This is a genomic window from Spirillospora sp. NPDC048824 (assembly GCF_043198455.1).
In the GTDB taxonomy this organism is placed as follows: domain Bacteria; phylum Actinomycetota; class Actinomycetes; order Streptosporangiales; family Streptosporangiaceae; genus Spirillospora.
Map to the genome: position 1 here is coordinate 581,220 of NZ_JBICUS010000002.1, position 24,470 is coordinate 605,689.

The following is a 24,470-nucleotide window of genomic DNA, read 5'->3' on the forward strand; positions in this document are numbered from 1 at the left end:
TCAGCAATCTGCCTGCGGTCCTGGGGTCCATCGCGATTGATGTGTTACCACGGTGGAACCAGATCCGCCGGAGCGGTCCCGATGGGGCCGGGTCCGGTGGGACCACCGGCCCGGCCCGCGCGCCGGTCGCCCCCGGGCGCGGAAGGTCGGTTCGACAGCGGAGCGGGGAACGCATAACGTCACGACGACCGATGCGACCGAGGAACCGAGACCATGTCGGGGGGCCTGGTCAGGTGCGTGTTTCCACTCCACTCGCGTTCGCGGCGGCGGCGCTGGCCCTTGCGACGGCCGCGGGCTGCGGCGGCGGAGGCGAGGGCGGCAAGGGCGGGCGGACGTCGTCCGCCCCGTCCGGCACGCCCGGCTCGACCGGGACGCCGGCGCCGGACGCGTGGATCCCCGGCCGTGTCGCGAAGATGAGCGTGGCCGAGAAGGTCGGGCAGCTGTTCGTGCCGACGTTCTCCAGCCGTGCCGACGCCGTCGAGAAGATCAAGAAGTACCACGTCGGCGGGCTGATCTACTTCCCCGGCAACATCAGCACCCCGGCGAAGACGGCCGCGCAGTCGAACGCGCTGCAGAAGGCGTCCGGCATCCCGCTGCTGCTGGGCGTGGACGAGGAGCAGGGCATCGTCTCGCGGACCCCGTTCGTCACCCGGTTCCCCGGCAACATGGCCCTCGGCGCGACCGGCGACCCCGCGCAGGCCCGCGCCGCCGCCCAGGTCACCGGAGCGGAGCTCCGCGCGATCGGCATCAACCTCGACTACGCGCCGGACGCCGACGTGAACGTGAACCCGCGCAACCCGGTGATCGGGCTGCGCTCGTTCGGCTCCGACCCGGCGCTGGTGTCGAAGATGGCGGCCGGGGCGGTCGGCGGCTACCAGGCCGCCGGGATCGCGGCCACCGCCAAGCACTTCCCCGGACACGGCGACACCGCCACCGACAGCCACACCGGCCTGCCCGTGATCAAGCATTCCCGCAAGGAGTGGGAGCGGCTGGACGCGCCTCCGTTCAAGGCGGCGATCGCGGCGGGCGTCGACATGATCATGACGGCGCACATCGTCGTGCCGAAGCTCGACCGGTCGGGCGACCCGGCCACGCTGTCGAAGACCGTCCTGACCGGGCTGCTGCGCGACACGCTCGGCTACCGGGGCGTGATCACGACGGACTCGCTGGAGATGGCGGGCGTGCGCGAGAAGTACGGCGACGCGGAGGTACCGGTCCGGGCGATCAACGCCGGCGCCGACCAGCTGCTGATGCCGCCGAGCCTGCCGCGCGCCCACCGGGCGGTGGTGAAGGCCGTCCGGACGGGGAAGATCACGCGGAAGCGGCTGGACGCGTCGGTGACGCGGATCCTCACGCTCAAGCAGCGGCGCGGCCTGTTCCAGGAGACGCCCGCCGACCCGGCCAAGGCGGGCTCGGTGATCGGCACGTCCGCGCACAAGGCCACCGCCCGGCGGGTCGCCGAGCGTGCGGTCACCCTCGTCCGCAACGACGGCGGCCTCCTTCCCCTCAAGGGCAGGAAGGTCGCGGTCACCGGCCCGGAGAGCGACACGCTCCGCACGGCGCTGCGCAGGCACGGCGTCACGACGACGGCCCCGGGTTCGGCGGACGTCACCGTCCTGACCACGAAGAACGCGGGGCAGGCCACCGCCGCCCGGGTCCGGGCGCTCGGGCCGGGGCCGGTCGTCGTCGCGGCCCTCGGCCTGCCCTACGACCTCGGCGCCGCCGGGGGCGCGGAGGCGACGCTCGCCGCGTACTCGTCCAGCGCCGTCTCGGTCAAGGCGCTCGCCAAGGTGCTGAGCGGCGCGGCGAACCCGGCGGGCAGGCTCCCGGTCCCGGTGGCCGGCGAATCCGTGGGGCACGGCCTCCGCTACGGGTAGCGGCATGGACGTGAAGACGCCCCACCTGGGAGGATCGGCGCGCCTTCACGCCCCCAGGAGGTCCCCGTGCGCACCCGTCCGTCCTTCGCGGCCCCGCTTCTGGTTCCGGTGCTCCTGCTCGCGGTCCTCGGCGCCTGCGGCGGCGAGAACGAGATCACGATGCCGCCGCTCACTCCCGAGCCCGGCGACTCCCGGGTCGCCTCCGACGCCGGCGCGGCGTCGCCGGAGGAGAGCCTTCCCGCGCGGCTGACGCTCTACAAGTACCTGCGCACGATCGCCCTGGGGAGCACGGCGGCGTGCAAGTACACGTCGGACGAATTCGACCTCGCCCGGTTCGGCGAACGCGGCTGCGAGGCGGGCCTCGGCAGGGCCCGCGCGGGCCTCCGTCCCGAGGACGTCGCCGCGCTGCGCGGCGTCACGGTGCCGACCGCCGAGAGGGAACCGGACGGCGCCTACACCGTCCGGCACCGGGACCTGAAGTGGCGGGGCGAGCCGGCCCGGCTCCAGCCGGAACCGGGCGGCCCGCCCCACGCGTTCTTCCTGGACACCTACACCATCCGCCAGAACGGCGGGCGCTGGGTCCTCGACGCCTGAACCTCCCCCGCGCCCGGCTCCCCGAGCAGCGACCCCTCGGCCCGCCGCCCGTCACACCCCGAGGCCGGCCAGGGCGGGGAGGTGGCTGCGGGCGGCCTCGCGGGCCTGCCCGGCGGTGCGGGCGGTGCGCGCCGCCGCCGCGGCCTGGCGGCACTCGTCCAGCGTGTGCCGGGCGAGCGCGGCCCGGACCAGCGGAAGGGACGGGGCGCTCATCGACAGCGACGTCACGCCGAGGCCGACCAGGACGCACGCGAGCGCCGGGTCGGCGGCCGCCTCGCCGCAGACACCGCAGGGGACGCCCGCGCCGGCCGCCGGAGCGACCAGGTCGAGGACGGCGGGCTGCCACGGGTCCTGGAGGTGCGCGAGGCCGCCGACCTGCCGGTCGGCCGCGCACGCGTACTGGGTGAGGTCGTTGGTGCCGATGCTGAAGAACTCCACCTCCGGCGCGAGATCGTGGGCGCGGAGCGCCGCGGCGGGCACCTCGACCATGACGCCGGGATGCTCGATGCCCGCCTCCCGGCAGGCGGCGGCGAAGTAGGCGGCCTCGGCGGCGTCGGTCACCATCGGGGCCATGACCTGGAGCTTGGCCGTCAGGCCCGCGGCGGCGCGGGCGAGGGCGGCGAGCTGGGCGGCCAGGACGTCGGGGTGCCGGCGCATCATCCGCAGTCCGCGCTCGCCGAGCGCCGGGTTCGGCTCCTCGCCGGGAGCGGGCAGGAACGCGAGGGGCTTGTCGGCGCCCGCGTCGAGCGTCCGGACGACCACGCGGCCCCCCGGGAACGCCTCCAGGACCTTCCGGTACGCCTCCTCCTGCTCCTCGTCGGACGGGGGCGCCGCGCGGTCGAGGAACAGGAACTCGGTGCGGTACAGCCCGACGCCCTCCGCGCCGTTCGCCAGCGCCGCCTCGACGTCCTTCGGGCCGCCGATGTTCGCCAGCAGCGGGACCTCGTGACCGTCCTTCGTGACGCCCGGCCCGGTGGACTCCTCCAGCGCGGACGCGCGGGCTGCCGCGGCGGCTCGGGCGGCGGCGACCTCGTCGTCGGACGGGTCGGGCCGCACCGTCCCCGCGGCGCCGTCCACCAGCACGCGGGTGCCGTCGGCGAGGGACGTCGCGCCGCGCAGCGCCACGACGGCGGGGACGCCCATCGTCCGGGCCAGGATCGCGGTGTGGCTGGTCGGGCCGCCCTCCTCCGTCACGAACGCGACGACCTGCGCCGAGTCGAGGACGGCGGTGTCGGCCGGGGCGAGGTCACGGGCGACCAGGACGAACGGCTCGGCCGACTCCGGGACGCCGGGCACCGGCAGCCCGAGCAGCCGGGCGATCGCGCGGTCGCGGATGTCGTCCAGGTCGCTGACCCGGGCCGCCATGTACTCGCCCGCCCCGGCGAGCATCTCCCGGTAGAAGCCGAACGCCTCGAAGACGGCGCGGGCCGCCGCCGTCCCCTCGTCGATCTTGGCTCGGACGCCGTCGGCGAGGCCGGGGTCGCGGGCCATCAGCGCCTGCGCGTTCAGCACGTCCCGCCCGGCGGCGTTGCCGGCCTCGGCGGCGCGGCCGCCGCGTTCCTCCAGGTCGGCGGCGACGGCCTCCAGCGCGGCAAGGGCCGTGTCCCGCTCGGCGGCCGCGTCGCCGCCGTGCCGGGACCCGGCGGGCGGCTCCGGGACGGCCCCGGCGATGCTCCGCACGGGCCCGGCGCCGACGCCGGGGCTGACGCCCGCACCCTGCAATACGTCCGGCACGGCTCAGGCCCCCTCGGGCTCCGGCTGGGACAGCAGTTTCTCAAGGCTGTCGAGCAGCTCGTCCGCGCCCGCGCCCTCCGCGGACAGCGTGACCTCCTCGCCGTGCCGCGCGTCCAGCCCCAGCACCGCCAGGATGCTCTTGGCGTTCACCGGGTCACCGCCGCGCTTGGCCACGGTCACGTCCATCGCGGCCTGCGCCGCGGTCTGCACGAACAGCGCGGCGGGCCGCGCGTGCAGGCCCACCCTCGACTCGATCTTGACGTTGCGCACGCTCACTGCACACTCCTCATCGCTCATAGCGGTCACCGCTCATAACGCTCAACGCTCTCAACGGCGTTTCGGCTCTTCACCGTGTTCTCAGTCCGCGCACCCGCAGCGCGGGGCCCGGCACGACGTCCACTTCCTTGAAATCGGGCACCACGTGGTCGGCCCCGGCGAGCGCCCCGGCCGGCTGCGTGGTGATGACGCCCACGCAGGTCATCCCGGCGGACTTGACGGCCGCGACGCCCGCCGGGGCGTCCTCGAACCCGATCGTCTCCTCCGGCGGGACGTCCAGGTCGCGCACCGCGGCCAGATATCCCTCCGGATGCGGCTTGCCGGTGGCGACGTCCCCGGCGGTCACCACGATGTCCAGCAGGCCGCGGATTCCGAGCTCGTCCAGCAGGCCCTCGGCGTACGGGCGATGCCCCGAGGTCACCACCGCCAGCGGCACGCCGGCGTCCGCCAGCGACCGGACGAGGCCGACCGCACCGGCGACGGGCGCGGCCGGCGGCATCCCCGGCATCGCCCCGTAGGACAGCACCTGCTCGAACAGTTCCTCGACCGTCCGGCCGGGGAACAGATGCGCGAGGTCGCCGAGTACCTCCAGCCCGCGGCGCCCCGCGAACGAGGCGATCAGCGCCTCGTCGCGGGGGACGCCGTGCGCGTCGAACAGCCGCGACCACATCGCGCGGTTGCGCGGCTCGGTGTCGATGAGGGTGCCGTCGAGGTCGAACACCGCCGCGCCCAGGCCGATCACCGCCATGCGGCCGGCCCCCCGGTTCCAGCCGTCAGATCCATGCCGTCAGCTCCATGTGAACAGCTCGGCGCCTTTGGTCACCTCGCCCGACTCCACCACGTCCGACAGGGCGTCGGCGCCCGCGTCCAGCGCCACGACCGCGCAGATCGGCGAGCGTCCGCCGGCCTCGATGACCGCGGGGTTCCAGGCGACGACCGGCTGCCCGGCGGTGACCTCGTCGCCCTCGGAGAGGAGGAGCTCGAAGCCCTCGCCCTTCAGCTTGACGGTGTCGATGCCGAGATGGACGAGGACGCCGTGGCCCTCGTCGTCCACCACGACGTAGGCGTGCGGATGCAGTTTGACGATCTTCCCGGTGACGGGCGCGATGGCGTGGCCGGGTGCGCGTTCAGGGTCGACGGCCGTGCCCGGGCCGACCATGGCCTGGGCGAACACCGGGTCCGGGACGCCGGCCAGGCCGACGGCCCGGCCGGTCACCGGTGACATTACTCGGGTCATTGGAGGGGCCCCTCGTGTCAGTCGAGGACGGGTCGGTCGAAGCCGGGGTCAGTCGAGGATGTCTTCGATGTCGGTGGCGATGGTGTCGGCCTCGGGGCCCACGACGACCTGCACGACGGTGCCGCTGCGCATGACGCCGTGCGCGCCCGCCCTCTTCAGCGCGGCCTCGTCGACCTTGCCGGCGTCGGTGACCTCGGTGCGCAGCCGCGTGGCGCACGGCTCGATCTCGACGATGTTGTCGGCGCCGCCCAGCGCAGCGACGATGGCCTCGGCCTTGTCCATGTTCTTCTCCTAGTCGGGGTGGGCCCGGCGGGCCGTGACGGGGACGTGTTCAGTCTGTCTGGGTGACCTTGTTCAGGCCACGGGGGACGTCGGGGTCGATGCCGAGGCGGCGTGCCAGGTTCTCCACAAGGATCTGCCCGGGGACGATGAGCCCCAGCGGCGCGACCCATTCGGGCAGCGCGGGGCCGGGCAGCGCGGCCGAGCACGCCCCCGCCAGCTCCGTGCCTCCGCCGACGCCGTAGGCGTGGGCGCCCGCCCCCTCGACCCGCCGGGCCAGCGCGACGGTGCCGGCCAGCGTCGGGCCGGAGTCGGCGGCCACCAGCAGCGCGGGCGTCTGCGCGTCGACGACGGCGATCGGGCCGTGCAGCAGGTCGGCGTACGACAGGCCCATGGCATGCAGGTAGCACGCCTCCTTGATCTTCAGCGCGAGCTCCAGCGCGGTGCCGAACGCGATGCCGCGCCCGGACACGACCGTGCCCGGGACCTTCGCCAGCTCGTCGACGATCTCCGGCAGCGCGGGCGACGCCTCGGTCAGCGCGATCACGCGGGCCACCTCGTCCGGGATGCGGCGCAGATCGTCCAGGGCCACGTCCGCGCCGAGGCCGAGGCCGAGCACCGACAGCGCGGCGAGCTGGGTCGTGTAGGTCTTGGTCGCGGGGACGGCGACCTCGTCGCCGGCCTGGGTGATCAGCGCGACCTCGGCGGACTCCGCCAGCGGCGACCCTTCGCCGTTGGTGACCGCCACGGTGCGGGCGCCGCAGTCCCCGGCCCAGTCGAGCGTCTCGACGATCTCCTCGGTCTTGCCGGACTGGCTGATCGCCACGGCCAGCACGCCGTCCAGGTCCAGCCGGCGCCGGTAGGTCGTCGCGATCGACGGCGCGGCGAGCGTCGCGAGCCGGCCGGCGTGCGACTCGATGAGGTACCGCCCGTACACCGCCGCGTTGTCGGACGACCCGCGGGCGATGAACAGCACCTGCCGCGTCTGCCGGGACAGCGCCTCCAGGTCGGGCACGCGCGGCAGCAGCGCACCGATCGTGCGGGCCAGCGCGTCGGGCTGCTCACCGATCTCGGCGCGCATCTGACTGGTCATGATCCCCCTCCGAAGACTCTCTGCCCGCCCACCCACGTGGTCCGCGCCCGGTGGTCAGGGCCGAACCAGACCAGGTCGGCGGCGGCGCCGGGCGCGATCCGGCCGAGGTCGCGGCGGCCGATCAGGTCGGCCGGGACGCGGGTCGCGGCGTCCACCGCGGCGGCGGTGCCGATGCCGAGGCCGATCGCGTTGCCGACCGCCTCGTCCAGCCGGAGGCCGGAGCCGGCGATCGTACCGTCGGCGCGCAGCGGCGGGCCCTGCTCGGGCATGGTGATCGGCTCGCCGCCGAGGTCGTAGGTGCCGGGCGGCATCCCGGCGGACGCGGCCGCGTCGGTGACGAGCACGACCCGTCCCGGCGCGGCCCGGAACACCAGTGCGGCCACCTCCGGTGCGACATGGTGCAGGTCGAGGATGAGGCCGGGGCTCAGCCGGTCGTCGATCAGGGCCTGCACGGCCACGCCCGGGTCGCGGTGGTGGACGCCGGTCTGCGCGTTGAAGATGTGGGTGACCTTGCGGGCGCCGGCGTCGGCCGCGGCGGCGACCTGCGCGGCGGTGGCGTCGCTGTGCCCGACGCTGACCAGGACACCGGCCCCGGTCAGGGTGCGGATCGCCTCCAGCGCGCCGTCGCGTTCGGGCGCGAGGGTGAGCAGCTTGACGAGCCCGGTCTCCAGCAGCGCCGCGATGGCCTCGGGCGCCGGGTCGGTCAGGTGGACGGGGTTGTGCGCGCCTTTGCGCTTCTCGGACAGGAACGGGCCTTCGAGGTGGACGCCGAGGACGCGCGCCCCGTCCGGCAGGTCCGGCAGGAGGTCGCGGGTGCGGCGCAGGGCCTTGGCCTGCGTCTCGACCGGGGCGGTGATGAAGGTGGGCATGAACGCGGTCACGCCGGTCTCGGGGAGGCGGGAGACGACGGTGTGCCAGCCGGCCTCGTCCGCGTCGGCCATGTCGTGGCCGAAGTACCCGTTCACCTGGATGTCGACCAGGCCGGGCGCGAGCAGGCCGTCCGCCAGCTCGACGTCGGGCGTGCCGGGGGCGGGTCCCTCGCCGGCCTCGGCGATCACACCGTCGTGGACGCGGACGAATCCCGGGGAGAGCACCCGGGTGGGGGCGTCCGCGGGAGTGACGACCACGTCGGAGGCCGTGATCAGTAGTGATGCCATGGCTGTGCACTCTCCGCGACACGACGATCGCTGGTCGTTCCGGCCGGTTCTGCTGGTCTAGTCCGGACTAGACCAGTTCGTACCATACTCCACGAGACGAAGGTGGCCGCAAGACGCCGGACGAACCGGTTCGGAACCGCCCGTCCGGGGAGGGCGCCTCCGCTCTGACGGTCGGCGACGGGGTCTCACCACCGGCCCGCAAAGCGGACAGGGCATCCGAAAATCCGTTCTGACCTGGGAGTTCCTTCGATCTTGCGGGCGTCAGGACGTGATCCGGTCGTTACGAATTCGTGCATTGACATGACTTTCGATCCTGTGGTCTAGTCCGGCCTAGACCAGTACGTACGTCCGAAGACCGCCCGAAACTCCATCCACCTCATACCCGTCGAAACCCGGCGAATCCCATCGATTTGGCCGCCGGCCATCGAGGACCCTCGTGACGACCATCGATCCGAACAGCCCCGTACCGAAGTACTTCCAGCTCCGCGCCATCCTTCTCGACCTCATCGAGAGCGCGGAACTGCCCGTCGACGCCCCGATCCCGTCGGAGCGCGAACTGTGCGCCCGGTACGAGCTGTCCCGCATGACCGTCCGCCAGGGGGTCGACCAGCTCGTCTCCGAAGGCCGGCTCTACCGCGTCCCCGGCAAGGGCACGTTCGTGGCCCGGCCCAAGATCGAGATGCCGCTGCGGCTCGTCTCGTTCACCGAGGACATGCTGGCCCGCGGCCTGCGTCCCGGCGCGATCGACCTGGACCGCCGCACGGTCCCGGCCGACGCGCGCCTCGCCCGGATCTTCGAGATCGAAACCGGCACCGAGATCCACGTCATCGAACGCCTGCGCACCGCCGACGGTGAGCCCATGGCCGTGGAGCGCTCCCACCTCCTGGCCTCGCTCGCCCCCGACCTGCTCGACCGCCGCCTCGCCGACCGCTCGCTGTACGGCGTACTCGAAGCGGTGTACGGGCTGGTCTTCGACGCGGGCGACCAGACCATCGACGCCAGCCTGGCCGACGCCACCGACGCCAGGCAGCTGCAGATCCCCAAGGGCAGCGCCGTGCTGCTCCTGCAACGCCGCTCGTACACCGGAGGTGTGTGCGCCGAGCTGGGCGTATCGACCTACAGGGCGGACCGCTACCAGATCCATACGGCCCTCGGAAACCCCCCGCCGCACTCCTGAAAACCCCCTGAGGAGGAATCTCGCGATGACTTCGACGACAGTGGACTCCGCTCCACGGCGAGGATCGAGCATTCTCGCCGTGCTGCAGCGCATCGGCCGCAGCCTCATGCTGCCGATCGCGGTGCTTCCGGCCGCCGCACTCCTGCTCCGCTTCGGCCAGGCCGACATGCTCGGCGCCGACGGCCTCGGCTGGGATCGCGTCGCCGAGATCGTCGGTGAGGCCGGCAACGCGCTCTTCGCCGCCCTGCCCCTGCTGTTCGCGGTCGGCGTGGCGATCGGTTTCGCCAGGAAGTCCGACGGCTCCACCGCGCTGGCCGCGGTGGTGGGGTACCTGGTCTTCGACCGCGTGTCCAAGATCATGTTCTCGCACACCGACGAGCTCAAGGACAGCGTCCTGATCACCACGGTGGCCGACGGCGCCGAGACCCAGGTCATCAACTGGGGCGCCGCGAACCCGACCCAGGTGCTCGGCGGCATCCTCATGGGCGTCATCACCGCGCTGCTGTACCAGCGGTTCTACCGGATCAAGCTGCCGACCTGGCTGGCGTTCTTCGGCGGCCGCCGGTTCGTCCCCATCATCACCGCCGCCGCTGGCCTCGCGCTCGGCATCGCGATCGGCTTCATCTGGCCGGTGCTCGGCAGCTGGCTCACCGACTTCGGTGAGTGGATCACCGGGGCGGGCGCGGCCGGCGCCGGAATCTACGGCGTCATCAACCGGCTCCTGCTGCCGTTCGGCCTCCACCACATCCCGAACTCGCTCATCTGGTTCGTGTTCGGCACCTACGAGGGGCCCGAAGGCACCGTCACCGGCGAGATCAACCGCTACCTGGCCGGCGACCCCGACGCGGGCGGCTTCCTCGCCGGGTTCTTCCCCGTGCTGATGTTCGGCCTGCCCGGCGCGGCCCTCGCCATCTGGCGCGCCGCCCCCGCGCACCGCCGTCCCGCGGTCGGCGGAATCATGGTCTCCGCCGGGCTCACCGCGTTCATCACCGGCGTCACCGAGCCGATCGAGTTCGCGTTCATGTTCGTCGCGCCCGTCCTGTACGCGGTGCACGTCGTCCTCACCGGCATCTCGATGGCGATCCTGGAGGCCGCCGGGGCACAACTCGGCTTCGGCTTCTCCGCGGGCCTCATCGACCTGCTGCTGAACGCCCGCAAGGAGAACACCGAGGGGCTGCTGCTCATCCTCGGCATGGGCGTCCTGTACTTCTTCCTCTACTACTTCATCTTCAAGTTCATGATCGAGAAGTTCAACTTCGCGACACCCGGCCGGGAACCCGAAGGCGAGGAGTCGACGGCCGTCGACCCCGCCGCCGACCCGGAGATGGCCGGCGCCGCGAAGAGCAGCGCGAAGAAGGACCGCAAGGAGACGCCCCCCGGCGACGCCCCGGAGGAAGCCCCCTCCGGCGCCTGACCCGCTCCTCGGGGCGCCGCGGGCCCCTCATCCCCCGCGGCGCCCCCTTCCGGGCCGGTCAGCCCACCGGCCCGGCTCCCCCGAGTCCCGGACTCCCCGCACTGTCCGGGACTCGGCTCCCAGGCGGCGGGACGCTCCACAGGCGTCCCGCCGCCTTCGCGTTACGCGGCAGGCCGCATGCGGTCAGCGTGTATTTATCGCGCGTCTCGCGACTCCTGTCTTCAAACGAGCCAGGAGGTTTCGCATGCGTCAACGTCCAGCCACGTCCTCCGCCGTCCGGATCATCCGGTACCGCGCCGCACCGCCGTCCGGCGAGACGCGCGGAGCACTGGCGCTGCGTCCCGCGGCACCGCCCCCCGCACGGCCGCCGAGGCTGCGGCTCGTGCGCCCGTCGGACGGGATGGACGTCGAACTCCAGGCCGTGGCGGAAACGGCCGTACGGCTCGTCGTGGAGATCCTGGCGGGGACGCGCCCGCCGACACAGCTGTCCCTGATCGCCGTCCCCGCGGTGTGCCGGGACATGACCCGGCATCGGGGCAAGGACCGGCGCGCCGGACGGATCGTCCCGCCGAAGGTGCTGTCCACACGGCTGCAGCGACCCGCCATGGCGGTCGCGGAGGCGACGGCCGTCGTGGTCGTCTCCGGACGCGCCCACGCACTGGCGCTCCGCCTGGAGCACACCCGCGGCCGATGGCGCTGCACCGCCCTGGAGACCACCGCCACGGGCTGACACCCGCAGGCGGTGAGCAAAGCGAAAGCGGCCTCCCGGAATTCGGGAGGCCGCTTCGCAGGGTCCTACTTGTTCTTGTTGCGCGGGTCGCCGTGGCAGCGCTTGAACTTCTTGCCCGAGCCGCAGGGGCACGGGTCGTTGCGGTTGACGTCCGCGTACTCGTCCTTCGTCTCCTCGCTGTGGTGCTCGACGCCGCCCTCACCGTCGACGGTCGGGGCCGAGTACTCCAGCTTCTTCGGACGCGACGGCTTCTCCAGGCCCTTCGCCTTGATCGCCGGGACGTCGTCCGCCTCCTCCACGTCGTCCTCGGCGGAGGCCGAGTCCTCGGTGGCGGTCGCGGACTTGGCGACGGAGACGGGCTTGGCGCCGACGGCCGGAGCCTCCGGCTGGTCCTCGACCTCGACCTCGAGGTTGAAGAGGTAGCCGACCGACTCCTCCTTGATGCCGTCGAGCATCGCGTTGAACATGTCGTAGCCCTCACGCTGGTACTCCACCAGCGGGTCGCGCTGCGCCATGGCCCGCAGGCCGATGCCCTCCTGGAGGTAGTCCATCTCGTAGAGGTGCTCGCGCCACTTGCGGTCCAGGACCGACAGGACGACGCGGCGCTCCAGCTCCCGCATGACCTCGGAGCCGAGCTCCTCCTCGCGCTTGTCGTAGGCCGCCTCGGCGTCGTCGCGGATCTTCGCGGCCAGCGTCTCGGCGTCCAGGCCGGACAGCTCGCCGTCCGTCTCGTCGTCGACCAGGTCGTCGACCGTGATCCCGATCGGGTAGAGCTGCTTGAACGCCTTCCACAGCTTGTCGAGGTCCCACTCCTCGGCGAAGGCCTCGCCGGTGGCGCCCGCGACATAGCCCGCGACGACCTCGTCGATCATGCGGCGGACCTGCTCGTGCAGGTCGGCGCCCTCCAGCACCTTGCGGCGCTCGGCGTAGATGACCTTGCGCTGCCGGTTCAGGACCTCGTCGTACTTCAAGACGTTCTTGCGCATCTCGAAGTTCTGCTGCTCGACCTGGCTCTGCGCCGACTTGATCGCATTGGTGACGATCTTGGATTCGATCGGCACGTCGTCCGGGATGTTCAGCCGGGTCATGATCGACTCGACGCGGGCCGAGTTGAACAGCCGCATCAGGTCGTCCTCCAGCGAGAGGTAGAACCGGGACTCGCCCGGGTCGCCCTGCCGGCCGGACCGTCCGCGCAGCTGGTTGTCGATGCGCCGCGACTCGTGCCGCTCGGTGGCGAGGACGTACAGGCCGCCGACGTCGACGACCTCCTCGTGCTCGCCCTTCACGGCCTCCTGGGCCTTCTCCAGCGCCTCCGGCCACGCCGCCTCGTACTCGTCGGGCGTCTCCAGCGGGGACAGCCCGCGCTGGTGCAGCTCCAGGTCGGCGCGGAAGTCGGGGTTGCCGCCGAGCATGATGTCGGTGCCGCGTCCCGCCATGTTCGTCGCGACGGTCACGCCGCCCTTGCGGCCCGCCTCCGCGACGATCGCCGACTCCTGCTCGTGGTGCTTGGCGTTCAGCACCTGGTGCGGGATGCCGCGCCGCTTGAGCATCTTGCTCAGCTTCTCGGACTTCTCCACCGAGGTCGTGCCGACCAGGACCGGCTGGCCCTTCTCGTGCCGCTCGGCGATGTCGTCGACGACGGCCTCGAACTTGGCCTGCTCGGTCTTGTAGACGACGTCCGCGACATCGTCGCGGATCATCGGCTTGTTCGTCGGGATCGGCACGACGCCGATCTTGTAGGTCTTGTTGAACTCCGCCGCCTCGGTCTCGGCGGTGCCCGTCATGCCGGACAGCTTGCTGTAGAGGCGGAAGTAGTTCTGCAGGGTGATCGTGGCGAGAGTCTGGTTCTCGTCCTTGATCGCCACGCCTTCCTTGGCCTCGATGGCCTGGTGCATGCCCTCGTTGTAGCGGCGGCCGTGCAGGATGCGCCCGGTGAACTCGTCCACGATCAGGACCTCGCCGTTCATGACGACGTAGTCCTTGTCGCGCTTGTACAGCTCCTTGACCTTGAGCGCATTGTTGAGGAAGCTCACCAGCGGCGTGTTCACGGAGTCGTAGAGGTTGTCGATGCCGAGCCAGTCCTCGACCTTCTCCACACCCGACTCGGTGATGCCGACCGTGCGCTTCTTCTCGTTCACCTCGTAGTCGCCCGGGCCGTACTCGTCGACCTGCCCGGCCGTGCTGACCAGTTCGGCGCGCTTCAACCGGGGAGCGATCTTGGCGAACTCCGAGTACCACTTGGAGTTCTGCTCGGCCGGCCCCGAAATGATCAGCGGGGTCCTGGCCTCGTCGATGAGGATCGAGTCGACCTCGTCCACGATCGCGAAGTTGTGGCCGCGCTGCACGCACTCCTCAAGGCTCCACGCCATGTTGTCGCGCAGGTAGTCGAACCCGAACTCGTTGTTCGTCCCATAGGTGATGTCGCAGTTGTAGGCAGCGCGGCGCTCGTCCGGCGTCATCTGCGGGAGGACGACACCGACGTCGAGACCCAGGAACTGGTGAACGCGGCCCATCCACTCGGCGTCGCGCTTCGCCAGGTAGTCGTTCACCGTGACGATATGGACGCCGTCGCCGGACAGGGCGTTGAGGTAGGCCGGGAGAACGGCGGTCAGGGTCTTGCCCTCACCGGTCTTCATCTCGGCGATGTTGCCCAGGTGCAGGGCGGCACCCCCCATCACCTGGACGTTGAAGTGCCGCTGCCCCAGAACGCGCTTGGCGGCTTCGCGGGCGGTCGCGAACGCCTCGGGCAGCAGATCGTCCAGGGACTCGCCGTCAGCGAGACGCTCCCGGTACTTGTCGGTCAGCTCGCGCAACTCGGCGTCGCTCATCTCGAGGAAGTCCTCCTCGATCGAGTTGACCTGATCCGCGAGCTTCTTGAGCTTGCGCAGGGTTTTTCCCTCGCCCGCACGAAGGATCTTGTCGATGACTGGCGGCACTCTCGAAGGCTCCTTGCAGATCGTGGTTCACCGCTCCAGGCGGCACGCACACCACACGTACGATGCCCATCGTAGGCGAGACCCAGAATGGTCTAGGTCACTCCACAGCGCAATCCACAACGGGTCCCGTTTGATGTTCCGGGTCCCGGAGAGGATCTCTTCACGCCACGGAGGGAGACGCAATGTCCGAAGAGTCGCACGGATCGCACGCCGGCCGGCCCGGTTCGTGGGCCGCGGTCGCCATCATTTTCGCCGGCTTCGTCGTGGGCGGCGTCGCGCTCTGCCTGGGCCCGATGTGGATCATGTTCTGGGTCGGCGCCGGCATCATCGTCGCCGGCCTGCTGTTCAGCTGGCTCGTCCACCTGTTCTCCGACGTCGTCGTGGACGCGCCCCGGGTCATCCCCGAGATCGTCGACTACTCCCTGTTCGGCGGACGCTCCGGGAAGCGCCGCGGCGGTCGCGAGGGCGAGGTTCTCGACAGCCCCGTCGCCACCGACCCCCAGCAGACCCCGCACGGCTGACCCGAAGACCCCGCACGGCTGACCCGAACGGACCCCCCGCTCGTCACCCTGTGAAACACCGTGAAAACCGCGCCGGATTCCCCCGTCCGCCATCTCGGCGCGACGCGGACGCCTCGGGGTCAGGCCGGGGTGGCGCCGTTCAGGGCCGATCGGATCAGGGCGGGGGGCAGGTCGGTCCGTTCGATCCGGACGTCGTCGCAGCCGACCCAGGCGGCGGCGCGCCACAGTGCCGTGGCGAGGGCGGCGGCCGAGGTCTCCGTGCGGGACGGCGTGCGGGTGGCCCAGGGTTCCAGTGATGCCTGGCGGGCGATGAGGGTGCGCCCCTCCCTGGCGGGGTCGACTCGTCCGAGGAGGCGGCCGCCGGCCAGGAGCGGCATCGCGAAGTAGCCGTGGACGCGCTTGGCCTTGGGGACGTACGCCTCCAGGCGGTGGTCGAAGCCGAAGACGCGTGAGGCGCGGGCCCTGTCCCAGACCAGGGAGTCGAACGGCGAGAGCAGGGTGGTGACGTGCCTGCCGCGCGGCGGGGCCCCCAGCGCGTCGGGGTCGGCCCACGCCCGCTGGGACCACCCGGCGACCGTGACCGGGACGAGCCCGGTTCCGTCGATCACCCGGTCCACCTGGTCCTGCTTGATCCGGTAGTAGTCGGCGAGGTCACCGCGGGTCGCCACGCCGAGCGCGCGTCCCGCTCGCGCGACGAGGGCCGTCAGGCAGGCGTCGTCGCCGGGGTCCCGGGCGAGGAGATCGGATGGGACGGCCCGTTCCGCGAGGTCGTAGACGCGCCGCCAGCCGACGCGTTCGACGCAGACGACCTCGCCGATGTCCAGCAGCCACTCGATGCCGATCTTGTGGTCGCTCCAGTCCCACCACTCGGCGCTCGCCTTGGCGCCGCCGAGTTCCCTGGTGGTCAGCGGCCCGTCCGCCTTCAGGCGGTCGCGGATCTGGTCGCAGACACCCTCGGGCACCTTGTGCCAACGCCATCCGCGGCGCAGGTAGGCACGCCGCCGGAAGGCGAAGAGCGGCCAGTCGTCCATGGGCAGCACGGACGCCGCATGCGCCCAGTACTCGAACGCCCCACGCCCGGCCGCCTTCCGGCCGGGCCCGCCCTGACCGGACGTGCCCTGGCCGGACGCGCCCTGACCAGGGGTGCCCTGACCGGGGGTGCCCTGACCGGGGGTGCCCTGACCGGGGGTGGCGTTTGAGGGAGCGCCCCAGTAGGCGGCTTCGATGGCGTCGCGACCGACCAGGCCCAGGCGGGCGTAGGGGACCAGTTCGTGGGATCTGGCCAGGACCGAGATCGTGTCGAGCTGGACGGCGCCGAGCCGTTCCAGCATCGCCGGTACGCCGCCCTTCGGGCGCGCGCCCAGGAGTCCCTGGGCGCGCAGCTGGAGCCGCCGTGCTTCGTCCGCGCTGAGCTCTACCACGCCGGCGATGCTACGGCACAACACCGACAAAAGCCGATTGCCGGTCGCATCGGGCTCAGGTGATCTCCAGGAGCTTCTCCCGGACGGCGTAGACGACGGCCTCCATCCGCGAGTGGAGCTGGAGCTTCTCCAGGATGTTGCGGACGTGGTTCTTCACGGTGTTCTCGGAGATGAACAGCTCGCGCGCGATCTCCCGGTTGCCGAGACCGCGGGCGACCAGCCGCAGCACCTCCATCTCGCGTTCGGTGAGGCGCGGCGCGGGGACCTGCTGTGTGCGCTCCTCGCTGCGCTTGGCCAGCGCGGCGAACTCGGTGATGAGCTTGGACGCCATCGACGGGCTTATCAGCGACTGCCCGCCGTGCACGGCGCGGACCGCCTGGGGGACCTCGTCGATGGAGATCTCCTTCAGCAGGTAGCCGCTGGCCCCGGCCTTGATCGCCTCGAAGAGGTCCTCCTCCTCGTCGCTGATGGTCAGCATGACGATCTTCGCGCTGGGCGCGGCGTCCTTGATGGCGGTGCACGCCTCGATGCCGCTGCGGCGCGGCATCCTGATGTCCATCAGGACGACGTCCGGCAGCAGGTCACCGGCCATCTCGACGGCCTCGTGCCCGTCGCCGCCCTCACCGATGACCTCGATGTCGTCCTCGCCTTGCAGGACCATCTCCAGGCCTCTGCGGAACAGCGCATGGTCGTCGACGATGAGCACACGGATCGGATCGGCCGCTCCGGCCGCCTGTGCCGCCTCCCGGTCGGCGGGGGCGGCGCCGGCGTCGCGTTGCCGGCCCCCGGCTTGACGGGGTACCGCCGCGGCGTCGCGAGCCTCGGGATTCTCGCTCACCAGAGTCGCGGCGTGGAGGAGACGCCGCTTCCCCCCTTCACTATTCAGCGATCTGGAACTACCGGAGGGTTGTCTCCGACGGGTCGTCCTCGGGAACTTACGGGGTCCGGGGGCGAACCCGGGGGATTTCGGGCCGGGGTGTCCCCCGGTGAAACTATTGTGCGCCCCGGGAGGTTCCCGGGTGGATCGCCGCGGGCCGGAGCCCGGTGGACGTGCCGCCGCGGAGCGGTGACCGGGAGGGCCCGTGACGGCCGGGCGAGCGTCGCTCGCGCCGTACCGGATCCCCCCGGACCACCGCGTCCGCGGATCGGCCGGTAAGCCTTTTCAGATCATTACATGGTTCGGGTGGTGACGTGGTGCGAGTGCCGCATCACTCTTCGACGAGCCTGATGACTCCGTAGTCCCAGCCTCTCCTCCGGTATACGACCGAGGGGTGCCCGCTGGCCTTGTCTCGATACAGGAAGAAGTCGTGGCCGACGAGTTCCATCTCGAAGAGAGCCTGCTCGATGCCCATCGGCTCGGCCTTGTGGAACTTCTCGCGGACGACGAGGGGGCCGTCGCCGTCCATGGGGATCGGGACGAGGTTCTCGTCCGGCGAGACCTTCACCGGCTCTTCCTCGTCTACGGCGGGCTCCGGGACGGCCGCCGCGGGTTCGGGGACCGGTTCCGGGAGGGTGTCGGGGAGCGGTTCCATCGTCGCGAGTTTGGCGCGGCCCTTGCCGCTGTGGCCCTTGCGCCGTTCCGAGTCGCGGCGCAGGCGCGACTCGAGCTTGTCCAGCGCCAGGTCCAGGGCTCCGTAGCGGTCGTCGGCGGCGGCCTCGGCCCGGATCACCGGGCCTCGGGAGCGGATCGTGAGCTCGACCCTTTCGCGCTGATCGGCGAGCCGCGGGTTATGTTCCTCGGACACCTCCACGTCCACGCGGATGACCTTCTGGTCGAGCCGCTCGATCTTGGCCAGTTTGTTGTCGACGTGCCGACGGAACCTGTCGTTGACCTCGGTGTGCCGGCCCCTCACGGTGATGTTCACGCGGGACCCCCCTTCTCCCGGTTGCGGGTAGGCCCTGTCCGGGATCCCTGACTGCCCCGGACGGGCACCACAGGACGGTGGGTCGCACCCGCCCGGCCGACCTGGTCTTCGTCCCCACATCCGCCTGCTGAGGGGCTCGCGGCGCTCTCGCCACTACTGCCCTTCTCCCTGTTCGGGGGATGTCGGATCCCCCGGCGGGGCAGGACTTACCTCTAAGGCGCACCGTGATCGGTCGACGAGAAGTCGCCTTACGTGGGCCGTTTCGCCTGCGCCTGGCATCGGCTAGCCGGATCACTTGTCGTGCTCCTGACGAGCACTGCGATCCAACGCAACCACGGACCCGGGCGGGTGCCATGTCAGGAACGCTAACCCCTTACGCCACGAATGTCAGGAGGGTGGACAGTGGAAAAACTCACTGACCGTCATCGGAGCCTGCCGCAGCGGGTACCCCCGCCGCCTCACGGACGTCCCATCACATGCCGTGAACCCCCGTGTGCGCGGCAGTTGCGCCCCCGATACCCGCGCAGGTCAGATGGAACTGGCCATCCGGTGAGTTTGATGAATCTCTACTCCCCAGATGGCCCGGTGTGACCGGAATAACCCATCAAGCCGTGACAAAGCAGACCACCTTCCAGCTACTCCATGTAACTACCTTGCACCTCCTCCCCCGAACATGAAGAAAGTCACCCATCCCCGGCCGCGGATCAGCGTCCGCGAGGGTCCGCGGCCGTGGGGGTCAGCGGCGGCGAGGGGTCGCCGCGATGGTGGCGGCGGCCAGCGGTTCGGCTCCGGCCGCGCGCAGCGCCCTGGCCGCCTCGGTGAGCGAGGCGCCGGTCGTGACCACGTCGTCCACCAGCACGGCCCTGCGGCCCGCGACCTCGGTGCGGGGTCCGGCTTCGAGGGCGCCTCGCAGGTTGGCGGTGCGCTGTGCCGCCGTCAGCGCGGCCTGATCGGCGACCCGGCCGCGCTGCCTCAAGGCGTCCACGCCGATCACGGGCACGCCCGCGGTGTGCAGCCGCCGCACCGCGACCTCCACCACCCCTCGCAGGGCGTCGTGGCCGCGCCGCCGGACGGCACCGCGCCTCGACGGCACCCAGACCACCATCGGCGGGTCGTGACCCACGCGGAACTCGCGGTCGCCGCGCACGGCCGCTCGCCGGGACGGCCTCACACCCTGGTCTCCGTCGCGGGGACCAGGGGCGAAATGCGGTGCCAGGGCCGCATGGACGGCTGCGGCCAGGGCCTCGCCGAGTGGGACGCTGAGGGCCGTGCGGCCGTGTTCCTTGTAGGCCGCCAGGATTGGCCGCACAGGGCCCTCGTAGGCGGCGACCGTCCACGGGGGCGGCAGCCCGTCCAGCGTCGTCCTCACGGGCCTTGCAGGCGCTCGCAGCGGCATCGCGCAGGCGTCGCACAGCAGGACGGGAGCCCCGCCGCAGCCGGCGCAGCTTTCGGGGAGGACCAAGTCGATCAGGTCGGTGAGGAAGTTCATGACCCCGACGATGCGGCCGCGGGACGGCGGGCGTCCCGCTTTCGCGCACCTGTGGACAACCGCTTCACGACGCCGGCTCGCCTGCCCCCGGACGGGCCGGGACGACCCGCCGGGCCGGCCATCGGTGTCAGCGTGGGTAGCCGGGGTCCTTCGCGGGGGTCGGGCAGATCCAGGGGCTGTAGGAGTTGCTGGGGGAACGCTGGCGGCAGACCTGGTCCTTGCCGGACGAGCGGGTGCCGATGAGGATCGGGGCGCCGGGGGCGGCGGCGATCGTGCGGGGTTCGCCCAGGGAGCCGACGCCCAGGGACGTGATGGCACTGCCGCTGATCGGCATCAGGAACGGGAGGGTCTGCGAGTCGCGTTTGGCGCGGCCGAGGACGGCGAGGGTGTTGTAGTCGCGCCAGGCGAGGTCGATGGCGTCCTGCAGTTCCGAGCTCACGGGCAGGAACGAGCCGACGTCGAGGGAGCCGTCGGCGGTCTGGACGATGCGGCCGATCTGCACCTGGGGACGGCCGTCCACGCGGGCGATGACGGCGGCGCGGACGCCGTCGCGGGAGACGCGGAACTCCAGGACCTCGCGGCCGCCGAGGCCCCAGTGGGCGGCGCGGACGGGCTGGTGCCCGCGCCGGCGCACCCAGAGCCAGGAGGCATCCTCCTTGCTCTCCACGACCCACAGGGTGCCGTCGCGGCTCCAGGACGGAGCGGTGAAGCGGGCCCCCTCCCGCGCGGTCAGCAGAACACGGGGGGCGGGCGTGCCGGTGACGGGGGCGGCGGCGAGTACCTGGTCGGCCTCGGCGTTCAGCCCGGCGACCTCCTGGTAGTCGGGGGCGACGGCGGGGCGGGACATGCGGCCGGCGGCGCCGGTCACGACGGGCTGGGCGCGGTCGCCCTCCAGGACGCCGAGGAAACCGGACGGGCCGACCACATAGGCGTTCTGGTGGGTTTCGTCATGCGAGATCTGCCCGTCGGGGGAGTTGACCTCCCATGCGTGGACGGGCTGGGTGGAGTCCATGCCGTCGGGTGTGACGGTCTCGCCATCGATCTGCAGCCGCCACCGCTTGATCTCCGAGAGCTGCCGCATCGTCCAGCTGAGCTGTGCCGACATCCGCTCGATGTTGCCGCCGCGGGCCTCCTTGGTGAGGTCGACGGTGGCGACCTCCTTGTCGACCCGGACGCTCCGCTTCAGCCGGGTGTCCTTCGGGAAGGCGGTCTGGACGGCGCCGTTCAGCCAGGACGTCGGCCCGGTCAGGAGGGCCTGGACGAGCTGGGTCGGAAGTTTCTGCCTGTTCACCACCGGCAGGAAGATTCCGTTCGGGACGAGGGTGTGCCGGTCTGGGGCGAAGTAGAACAGGTTGACGGTGCGCATGGCGCGTTCGACGTCGTCCTTGGTGAGCAGAAGGCCGGACTTCTCGTCGCCGGGCAGGCTGGTGATGCGCCAGACGCCCTGCTGGGTCTTGGCGAGCTGGAACGTGGCGTCGAGTTCCTTCGGGGACGCGGTGTACTGGCCGTCGGAGGAGATGGTGCCGAGTTCCTCACCGGTGATCCTGACCGTCGCCTGGGTCTCGGACGCCTTGATCACCTGCGGGTCGGTGCGGCTCGCCAGGACGGTCACCGAGGGACGCAGCCCGGGGTTCCAGGTGTTCTGCCTGTTGAGGTAGAGCTTGGCGACCTTGTGGTCGTCGTCGAAGCTCGCGGACGCGGCGAGGAAACCCGAGACGATCTGCGCGGGGCCCCATTCGGGGTGCGGCTCCACCGGGATCAGCCGGACGTAGGGGTCGTCGACACGCTCGGCGCGTTCGGCTGGTTCGCCTGTCACGACCTGCCCGCCGCTCGGCACGGCCGCGCATCCGGCGCCGCCGAGGAGGAGGGCGGCGGCCGTCAGGAGGCAGTTGATCCGCCCGGTCACTCCTGGACCTCCAGCTCCGCGAACAGCGGGCGGGCGTCACCGGCCCCTGGAGGGACGAGCGGGAGCGGCGAGCCCCGGAGTTCGGCCCCGGCCGTGCGGGGCAGCGAGAGGCGGAACTGGGAGCCCACACCGGGCTCCCCCCACGCCTGCAGCCATCCGCCGTGCAGTTGCGCGTCCTCCCGGGAGATCGACAGGCCGAGGCCGGTGCCGCCGGTGGTGCGGGCGCGGGCGGGGTCGGCGCGCCAGAAGCGGTCGAAGACCATCTGCCCCTCCCCCGGTTTGAGGCCGACCCCGTGGTCGCGGACGGCGACGGCCACGGCGTCGCGGTCGGCGGCGACGGACACCACGATGTCCTCGCCGTCGCCGTGCTCGACGGCGTTGACGAGCAGGTTCCGCAGGATGCGTTCGACGCGGCGGCGGTCGACCTCGGCCATGCACGGCTCACCGGGCAGTTGCAGGACGACCTTGCTGCCCTTGCGTTCGGACAGCCCCTGGATGTCGCCCACGACACGCAGGACGAGGTCGCGCATGTCGAGGGATTCGGCGTCCAGTGTCGCCGCGCCGGCGTCGTGCCTGCTGATCTCCAGCAGGTCCGCCAGAAGGGACTCGAACCGCTCCAGCTGACTCTGCAGCAGTTCCGCGGACCGTCCCACTGAGGGGTCGCTGAAGCTGTCGCGGTTCTCGTAGAGCATGTCCGCGGCGATCCTGATGGTGGTCAGGGGCGTACGCAGCTCGTGGGAGACGTCCGAGACGAACTGGCGCTGCACCTGGGAGAGGTCTTCCAGTTCGCCGATCTTCTCTTGCAGGTTGGCGGCCATTTCGTTGAACGAGCGGGCGAGGCGCGCGAGATCGTCCTCTCCGCGGACCCTCATGCGCTCTTCCAGCCGCCCGGCGGCGAGCCTCTGCGCGCCCTGGGCGGCCAGCCGCACCGGTATGACGACCTGGCGCGTCACCAGCGAGGCGATCGCGGCCAAGAGCAGTACCAGCACGATGCCGACGCCGGCCAGGGACCGCCCCACGTTGGTCAGGGTCCGCTGTTCCTCCTCTAGCGGGAACAGGTAGTAGAGCTCGAACTGGCCCGTCTTGCCGCCCACGATGAGGCCGCTCTCCGACGGACGGTCACCGACGTAGGAGAGCTCGCCGTAGGTGTAGGCGCGCGTTCCCGCGGGCGCGTTCTTCAGTTCCTCGCGAAGCCGCGGCGGGACGCTCTCCTGACGCAGTTCATTGGTCGTGTACCCGTCGAAGTACTGCTCTGTGGTGTCGCGTATGTAGACCTCGTACAGCCCGGACGGGCCGCTACGGGACTTCAGCCGGTCGATCGTCGTGTTGAGCCTGCTGTCGTCCCCGGGTGAGTTGCCCAGGTCGCGCTGCACCTGCGCAAGGCCGTCGTCCAGCTGAAGGCGTGCCGCCTTGACCTTCCCGTCCATGAGCGCCGACGACACCTGCTGCATCAGGAACGCGCCGAGGATCACCACCACGATCGCCGAAATGAACAGTGTGGACGTGACGACACGTACCTGGATCGACCGCCGCCAGCGCGTGTAGCCGCTGCGGGCGGCGCTCCGCAGAGCGCGCTGAACGGCGCCCAGCCCACGCCGGACGAACCGCTTCGCCCTCTTCATGTCGGTGTTCATGAGAAACGCGGAGGTCACGTGGGACCGGCCGCGGTCAGGCCGGCCCCGCCTTGTAGCCGACACCGCGCACGGTGACGACTATCTCAGGACGTTCGGGGTCCTTCTCGATCTTGGCGCGGAGTCGCTGCACGTGCACGTTGACCAGGCGGGTGTCGGCGGCGTGCCGGTACCCCCAGACCTGTTCCAGCAGGACCTCGCGCGTGAACACCTGGCGGGGCTTGCGGGCCAGCGCCACGAGCAGGTCGAACTCCAGCGGAGTCAGCGGGATGTGCCGGTCGCCGCGTTTGACCGAGTGGCCGGCGACGTCGATGGTGATGTCCCCGATCTGCAGGGTCTCCGGCGCCGGTTCGTCGGTGCGCCGCAGACGCGCGCGTACGCGCGCCACCAGTTCCTTGGGCTTGAACGGCTTGACGATGTAGTCGTCGGCGCCCGACTCCAGTCCGAGGACGACGTCCACGGTGTCGCTCTTGGCGGTCAGCATGACGATCGGCACGCCGGTCTCGGCGCGGATCTGGCGGCAGACGTCGATGCCGTCCGCCCCCGGCAGCATCAGGTCGAGCAGCACGAGGTCCGGCCGGGTCTCCCGGAACGCCTCGAGCGCCTTGTCGCCGTCGTGGACGAACGATGGTTCGAAGCCCTCGCCCCTCAGCACGATGCCGAGCATCTCGGCGAGCGCCAGATCGTCGTCGACGACCAGTACACGTCCTCTCATGGCCCTCATCGTCACAAAGTCGGGGTTCGGTGGAGTAGTGAGTGCTTTTCGTCCTGGCCAGGGCTGACGGGTGCCGGCTCTCGCGATAGTTCGGATGAAAAGTACTCGGCGGCGCGATGCTCCGTCCCCACCTCGCCAGGGAGAGATATGCCTTGGCGTGCCAGGTTACCCGCGTTTGCGTCTTCCATGGCTCTCCCGGGATACGAGGGGGCGGCACGGAATTGTAGGGGCGGCACACGAAACCCGCGCAAGGCCGCCCGTGACCGGCGCGATTCGGCGTCCGCACCCTCCGTAGTACCCCAGACCGGCACGCTCCCGGCCGGTGACGGCAATCGCGGCACCGCGCCCGTGACAGGATGACCTGACCGGCGCTCGTTGAGGAGGCCCGGACGGGCCCCGGGACGCGCCGGGCCGACCC

General features: G+C 71.4%; 21 protein-coding genes. 6 read left to right on the forward strand and 15 right to left on the reverse strand.

Annotation, left to right across the window (positions count from 1 at the left end; genetic code table 11):
• The first annotated feature begins 233 nt into the window (after positions 1-233).
• Together ACGFIS_RS06030 and ACGFIS_RS06035 are read left to right on the forward strand one after the other, a co-directional pair.
• Positions 234-1,877 (forward strand): glycoside hydrolase family 3 protein, encoded by a 1,644-nt coding sequence (locus ACGFIS_RS06030; protein WP_392899794.1) that lies wholly within the window; start codon positions 234-236, stop codon positions 1,875-1,877.
• Positions 1,878-1,943: 66 nt separating this feature from the next.
• Positions 1,944-2,471 (forward strand): hypothetical protein, encoded by a 528-nt coding sequence (locus ACGFIS_RS06035; RefSeq protein ID WP_392899791.1) that lies wholly within the window; start codon positions 1,944-1,946, stop codon positions 2,469-2,471.
• Positions 2,472-2,522: 51 nt separating this feature from the next.
• Here the strand turns inward: ACGFIS_RS06035 and ptsP are convergent, their stop codons facing one another.
• From ptsP to nagA, 7 genes are all read right to left on the reverse strand, one after another.
• Entirely contained in the window at positions 2,523-4,205 is a 1,683-nt protein-coding gene (gene ptsP / locus ACGFIS_RS06040) for a phosphoenolpyruvate--protein phosphotransferase (protein WP_392899790.1), read from the reverse strand.
• Positions 4,206-4,208: 3 nt separating this feature from the next.
• The gene (locus ACGFIS_RS06045; protein WP_392899788.1) at positions 4,209-4,481 is read right to left on the reverse strand and encodes an HPr family phosphocarrier protein; all 273 of its coding nucleotides are present in this window, start codon (positions 4,479-4,481) and stop codon (positions 4,209-4,211) included.
• Positions 4,482-4,551: 70 nt separating this feature from the next.
• On the reverse strand, positions 4,552-5,229 hold the full coding sequence (locus ACGFIS_RS06050) for an HAD family hydrolase (protein ID WP_392899786.1): 678 nt from the start codon (positions 5,227-5,229) through the stop codon (positions 4,552-4,554).
• A gap of 39 nt (positions 5,230-5,268) precedes the next feature.
• Positions 5,269-5,718, reverse strand: a complete 450-nt coding sequence (locus ACGFIS_RS06055) for a PTS glucose transporter subunit IIA (protein ID WP_392899782.1) — start codon at positions 5,716-5,718, stop codon at positions 5,269-5,271.
• 48 nt (positions 5,719-5,766) lie between these two features.
• Positions 5,767-6,000 carry a glucose PTS transporter subunit EIIB gene (locus ACGFIS_RS06060; RefSeq protein WP_131952497.1) on the reverse strand — a complete coding sequence of 78 codons (234 nt, stop codon included), beginning with the start codon at positions 5,998-6,000 and terminating at the stop codon, positions 5,767-5,769.
• Between the two features lie 49 nt (positions 6,001-6,049).
• Positions 6,050-7,090, reverse strand: coding sequence for an SIS domain-containing protein (locus tag ACGFIS_RS06065; protein ID WP_392969765.1), 1,041 nt, complete (start codon positions 7,088-7,090; stop codon positions 6,050-6,052).
• Positions 7,087-8,247 (reverse strand): N-acetylglucosamine-6-phosphate deacetylase, encoded by a 1,161-nt coding sequence (gene nagA, locus ACGFIS_RS06070; RefSeq protein WP_392969767.1) that lies wholly within the window; start codon positions 8,245-8,247, stop codon positions 7,087-7,089. The genes ACGFIS_RS06065 and nagA overlap by 4 nt, the downstream gene beginning before the upstream one ends.
• Before the next feature lie 436 nt (positions 8,248-8,683).
• Here nagA and ACGFIS_RS06075 point away from each other — a divergent pair, with 436 nt between their 5' ends.
• The 3 genes from ACGFIS_RS06075 to ACGFIS_RS06085 all read left to right on the forward strand — a co-directional run bounded on the left by ACGFIS_RS06075 (position 8,684) and on the right by ACGFIS_RS06085 (position 11,568).
• Positions 8,684-9,424: a GntR family transcriptional regulator gene (locus tag ACGFIS_RS06075; RefSeq protein WP_392899772.1), complete on the forward strand. Its 741-nt coding sequence runs from the start codon at positions 8,684-8,686 to the stop codon at positions 9,422-9,424.
• Between the two features lie 25 nt (positions 9,425-9,449).
• Positions 9,450-10,838: a PTS transporter subunit EIIC gene (locus ACGFIS_RS06080; protein ID WP_392899769.1), complete on the forward strand. Its 1,389-nt coding sequence runs from the start codon at positions 9,450-9,452 to the stop codon at positions 10,836-10,838.
• Between the two features lie 244 nt (positions 10,839-11,082).
• Positions 11,083-11,568: an Rv3235 family protein gene (locus ACGFIS_RS06085; RefSeq protein WP_392899766.1), complete on the forward strand. Its 486-nt coding sequence runs from the start codon at positions 11,083-11,085 to the stop codon at positions 11,566-11,568.
• A 65-nt stretch (positions 11,569-11,633) separates the two neighbouring features.
• Here the strand turns inward: ACGFIS_RS06085 and secA are convergent, their stop codons facing one another.
• The gene (gene secA, locus ACGFIS_RS06090) at positions 11,634-14,504 is read right to left on the reverse strand and encodes a preprotein translocase subunit SecA (protein ID WP_392899763.1); all 2,871 of its coding nucleotides are present in this window, start codon (positions 14,502-14,504) and stop codon (positions 11,634-11,636) included.
• A gap of 182 nt (positions 14,505-14,686) precedes the next feature.
• On the opposite strand from secA, the gene ACGFIS_RS06095 reads away from it, so the two are divergent.
• The gene (locus tag ACGFIS_RS06095) at positions 14,687-15,025 is read left to right on the forward strand and encodes an HGxxPAAW family protein (protein WP_392899761.1); all 339 of its coding nucleotides are present in this window, start codon (positions 14,687-14,689) and stop codon (positions 15,023-15,025) included.
• A 119-nt stretch (positions 15,026-15,144) separates the two neighbouring features.
• Here the strand turns inward: ACGFIS_RS06095 and ACGFIS_RS06100 are convergent, their stop codons facing one another.
• From ACGFIS_RS06100 to mtrA, 7 genes are all read right to left on the reverse strand, one after another.
• Complete coding sequence (locus ACGFIS_RS06100; RefSeq protein WP_392899758.1) at positions 15,145-16,446, reverse strand: winged helix-turn-helix domain-containing protein; 1,302 nt, start codon at positions 16,444-16,446, stop codon at positions 15,145-15,147.
• 55 nt (positions 16,447-16,501) lie between these two features.
• A complete protein-coding gene (locus ACGFIS_RS06105) occupies positions 16,502-17,158 on the reverse strand; it encodes a response regulator transcription factor (protein ID WP_207933348.1) in 657 nt (218 codons plus the stop codon).
• A gap of 496 nt (positions 17,159-17,654) precedes the next feature.
• Positions 17,655-18,311, reverse strand: coding sequence for a ribosome hibernation-promoting factor, HPF/YfiA family (gene hpf, locus ACGFIS_RS06110; protein WP_392899754.1), 657 nt, complete (start codon positions 18,309-18,311; stop codon positions 17,655-17,657).
• 736 nt (positions 18,312-19,047) lie between these two features.
• Positions 19,048-19,800 carry a ComF family protein gene (locus ACGFIS_RS06115; RefSeq protein WP_392899751.1) on the reverse strand — a complete coding sequence of 251 codons (753 nt, stop codon included), beginning with the start codon at positions 19,798-19,800 and terminating at the stop codon, positions 19,048-19,050.
• Between the two features lie 127 nt (positions 19,801-19,927).
• On the reverse strand, positions 19,928-21,706 hold the full coding sequence (locus tag ACGFIS_RS06120; RefSeq protein WP_392899748.1) for an LpqB family beta-propeller domain-containing protein: 1,779 nt from the start codon (positions 21,704-21,706) through the stop codon (positions 19,928-19,930).
• Entirely contained in the window at positions 21,703-23,328 is a 1,626-nt protein-coding gene (mtrB, locus tag ACGFIS_RS06125; RefSeq protein WP_392899745.1) for an MtrAB system histidine kinase MtrB, read from the reverse strand. The genes ACGFIS_RS06120 and mtrB overlap by 4 nt, the downstream gene beginning before the upstream one ends.
• Before the next feature lie 46 nt (positions 23,329-23,374).
• Positions 23,375-24,052: an MtrAB system response regulator MtrA gene (gene mtrA, locus ACGFIS_RS06130; protein WP_392899741.1), complete on the reverse strand. Its 678-nt coding sequence runs from the start codon at positions 24,050-24,052 to the stop codon at positions 23,375-23,377.
• Positions 24,053-24,470 lie beyond the last annotated feature (418 nt).

What these genes read in the sequence shown, in the direction of transcription:
- ACGFIS_RS06050 (WP_392899786.1), bottom strand. Translation starts at nt 5,229, where the DNA reads ATGGCGGTGATCGGCCTGGGCGCGGCGGTGTTCGACCTCGACGGCACC.
- ACGFIS_RS06055 (WP_392899782.1), bottom strand. Translation starts at nt 5,718, where the DNA reads ATGACCCGAGTAATGTCACCGGTGACCGGCCGGGCCGTCGGCCTGGCC.
- ACGFIS_RS06060 (WP_131952497.1), bottom strand. Translation starts at nt 6,000, where the DNA reads ATGGACAAGGCCGAGGCCATCGTCGCTGCGCTGGGCGGCGCCGACAAC.
- ACGFIS_RS06065 (WP_392969765.1), bottom strand. Translation starts at nt 7,090, where the DNA reads ATGACCAGTCAGATGCGCGCCGAGATCGGTGAGCAGCCCGACGCGCTG.
- nagA (WP_392969767.1), bottom strand. Translation starts at nt 8,247, where the DNA reads ATGGCATCACTACTGATCACGGCCTCCGACGTGGTCGTCACTCCCGCG.
- ACGFIS_RS06080 (WP_392899769.1), top strand. Translation starts at nt 9,450, where the DNA reads ATGACTTCGACGACAGTGGACTCCGCTCCACGGCGAGGATCGAGCATT.
- ACGFIS_RS06085 (WP_392899766.1), top strand. Translation starts at nt 11,083, where the DNA reads ATGCGTCAACGTCCAGCCACGTCCTCCGCCGTCCGGATCATCCGGTAC.
- ACGFIS_RS06095 (WP_392899761.1), top strand. Translation starts at nt 14,687, where the DNA reads ATGTCCGAAGAGTCGCACGGATCGCACGCCGGCCGGCCCGGTTCGTGG.
- ACGFIS_RS06115 (WP_392899751.1), bottom strand. Translation starts at nt 19,800, where the DNA reads ATGAACTTCCTCACCGACCTGATCGACTTGGTCCTCCCCGAAAGCTGC.
- mtrB (WP_392899745.1), bottom strand. Translation starts at nt 23,328, where the DNA reads ATGAAGAGGGCGAAGCGGTTCGTCCGGCGTGGGCTGGGCGCCGTTCAG.
- mtrA (WP_392899741.1), bottom strand. Translation starts at nt 24,052, where the DNA reads ATGAGAGGACGTGTACTGGTCGTCGACGACGATCTGGCGCTCGCCGAG.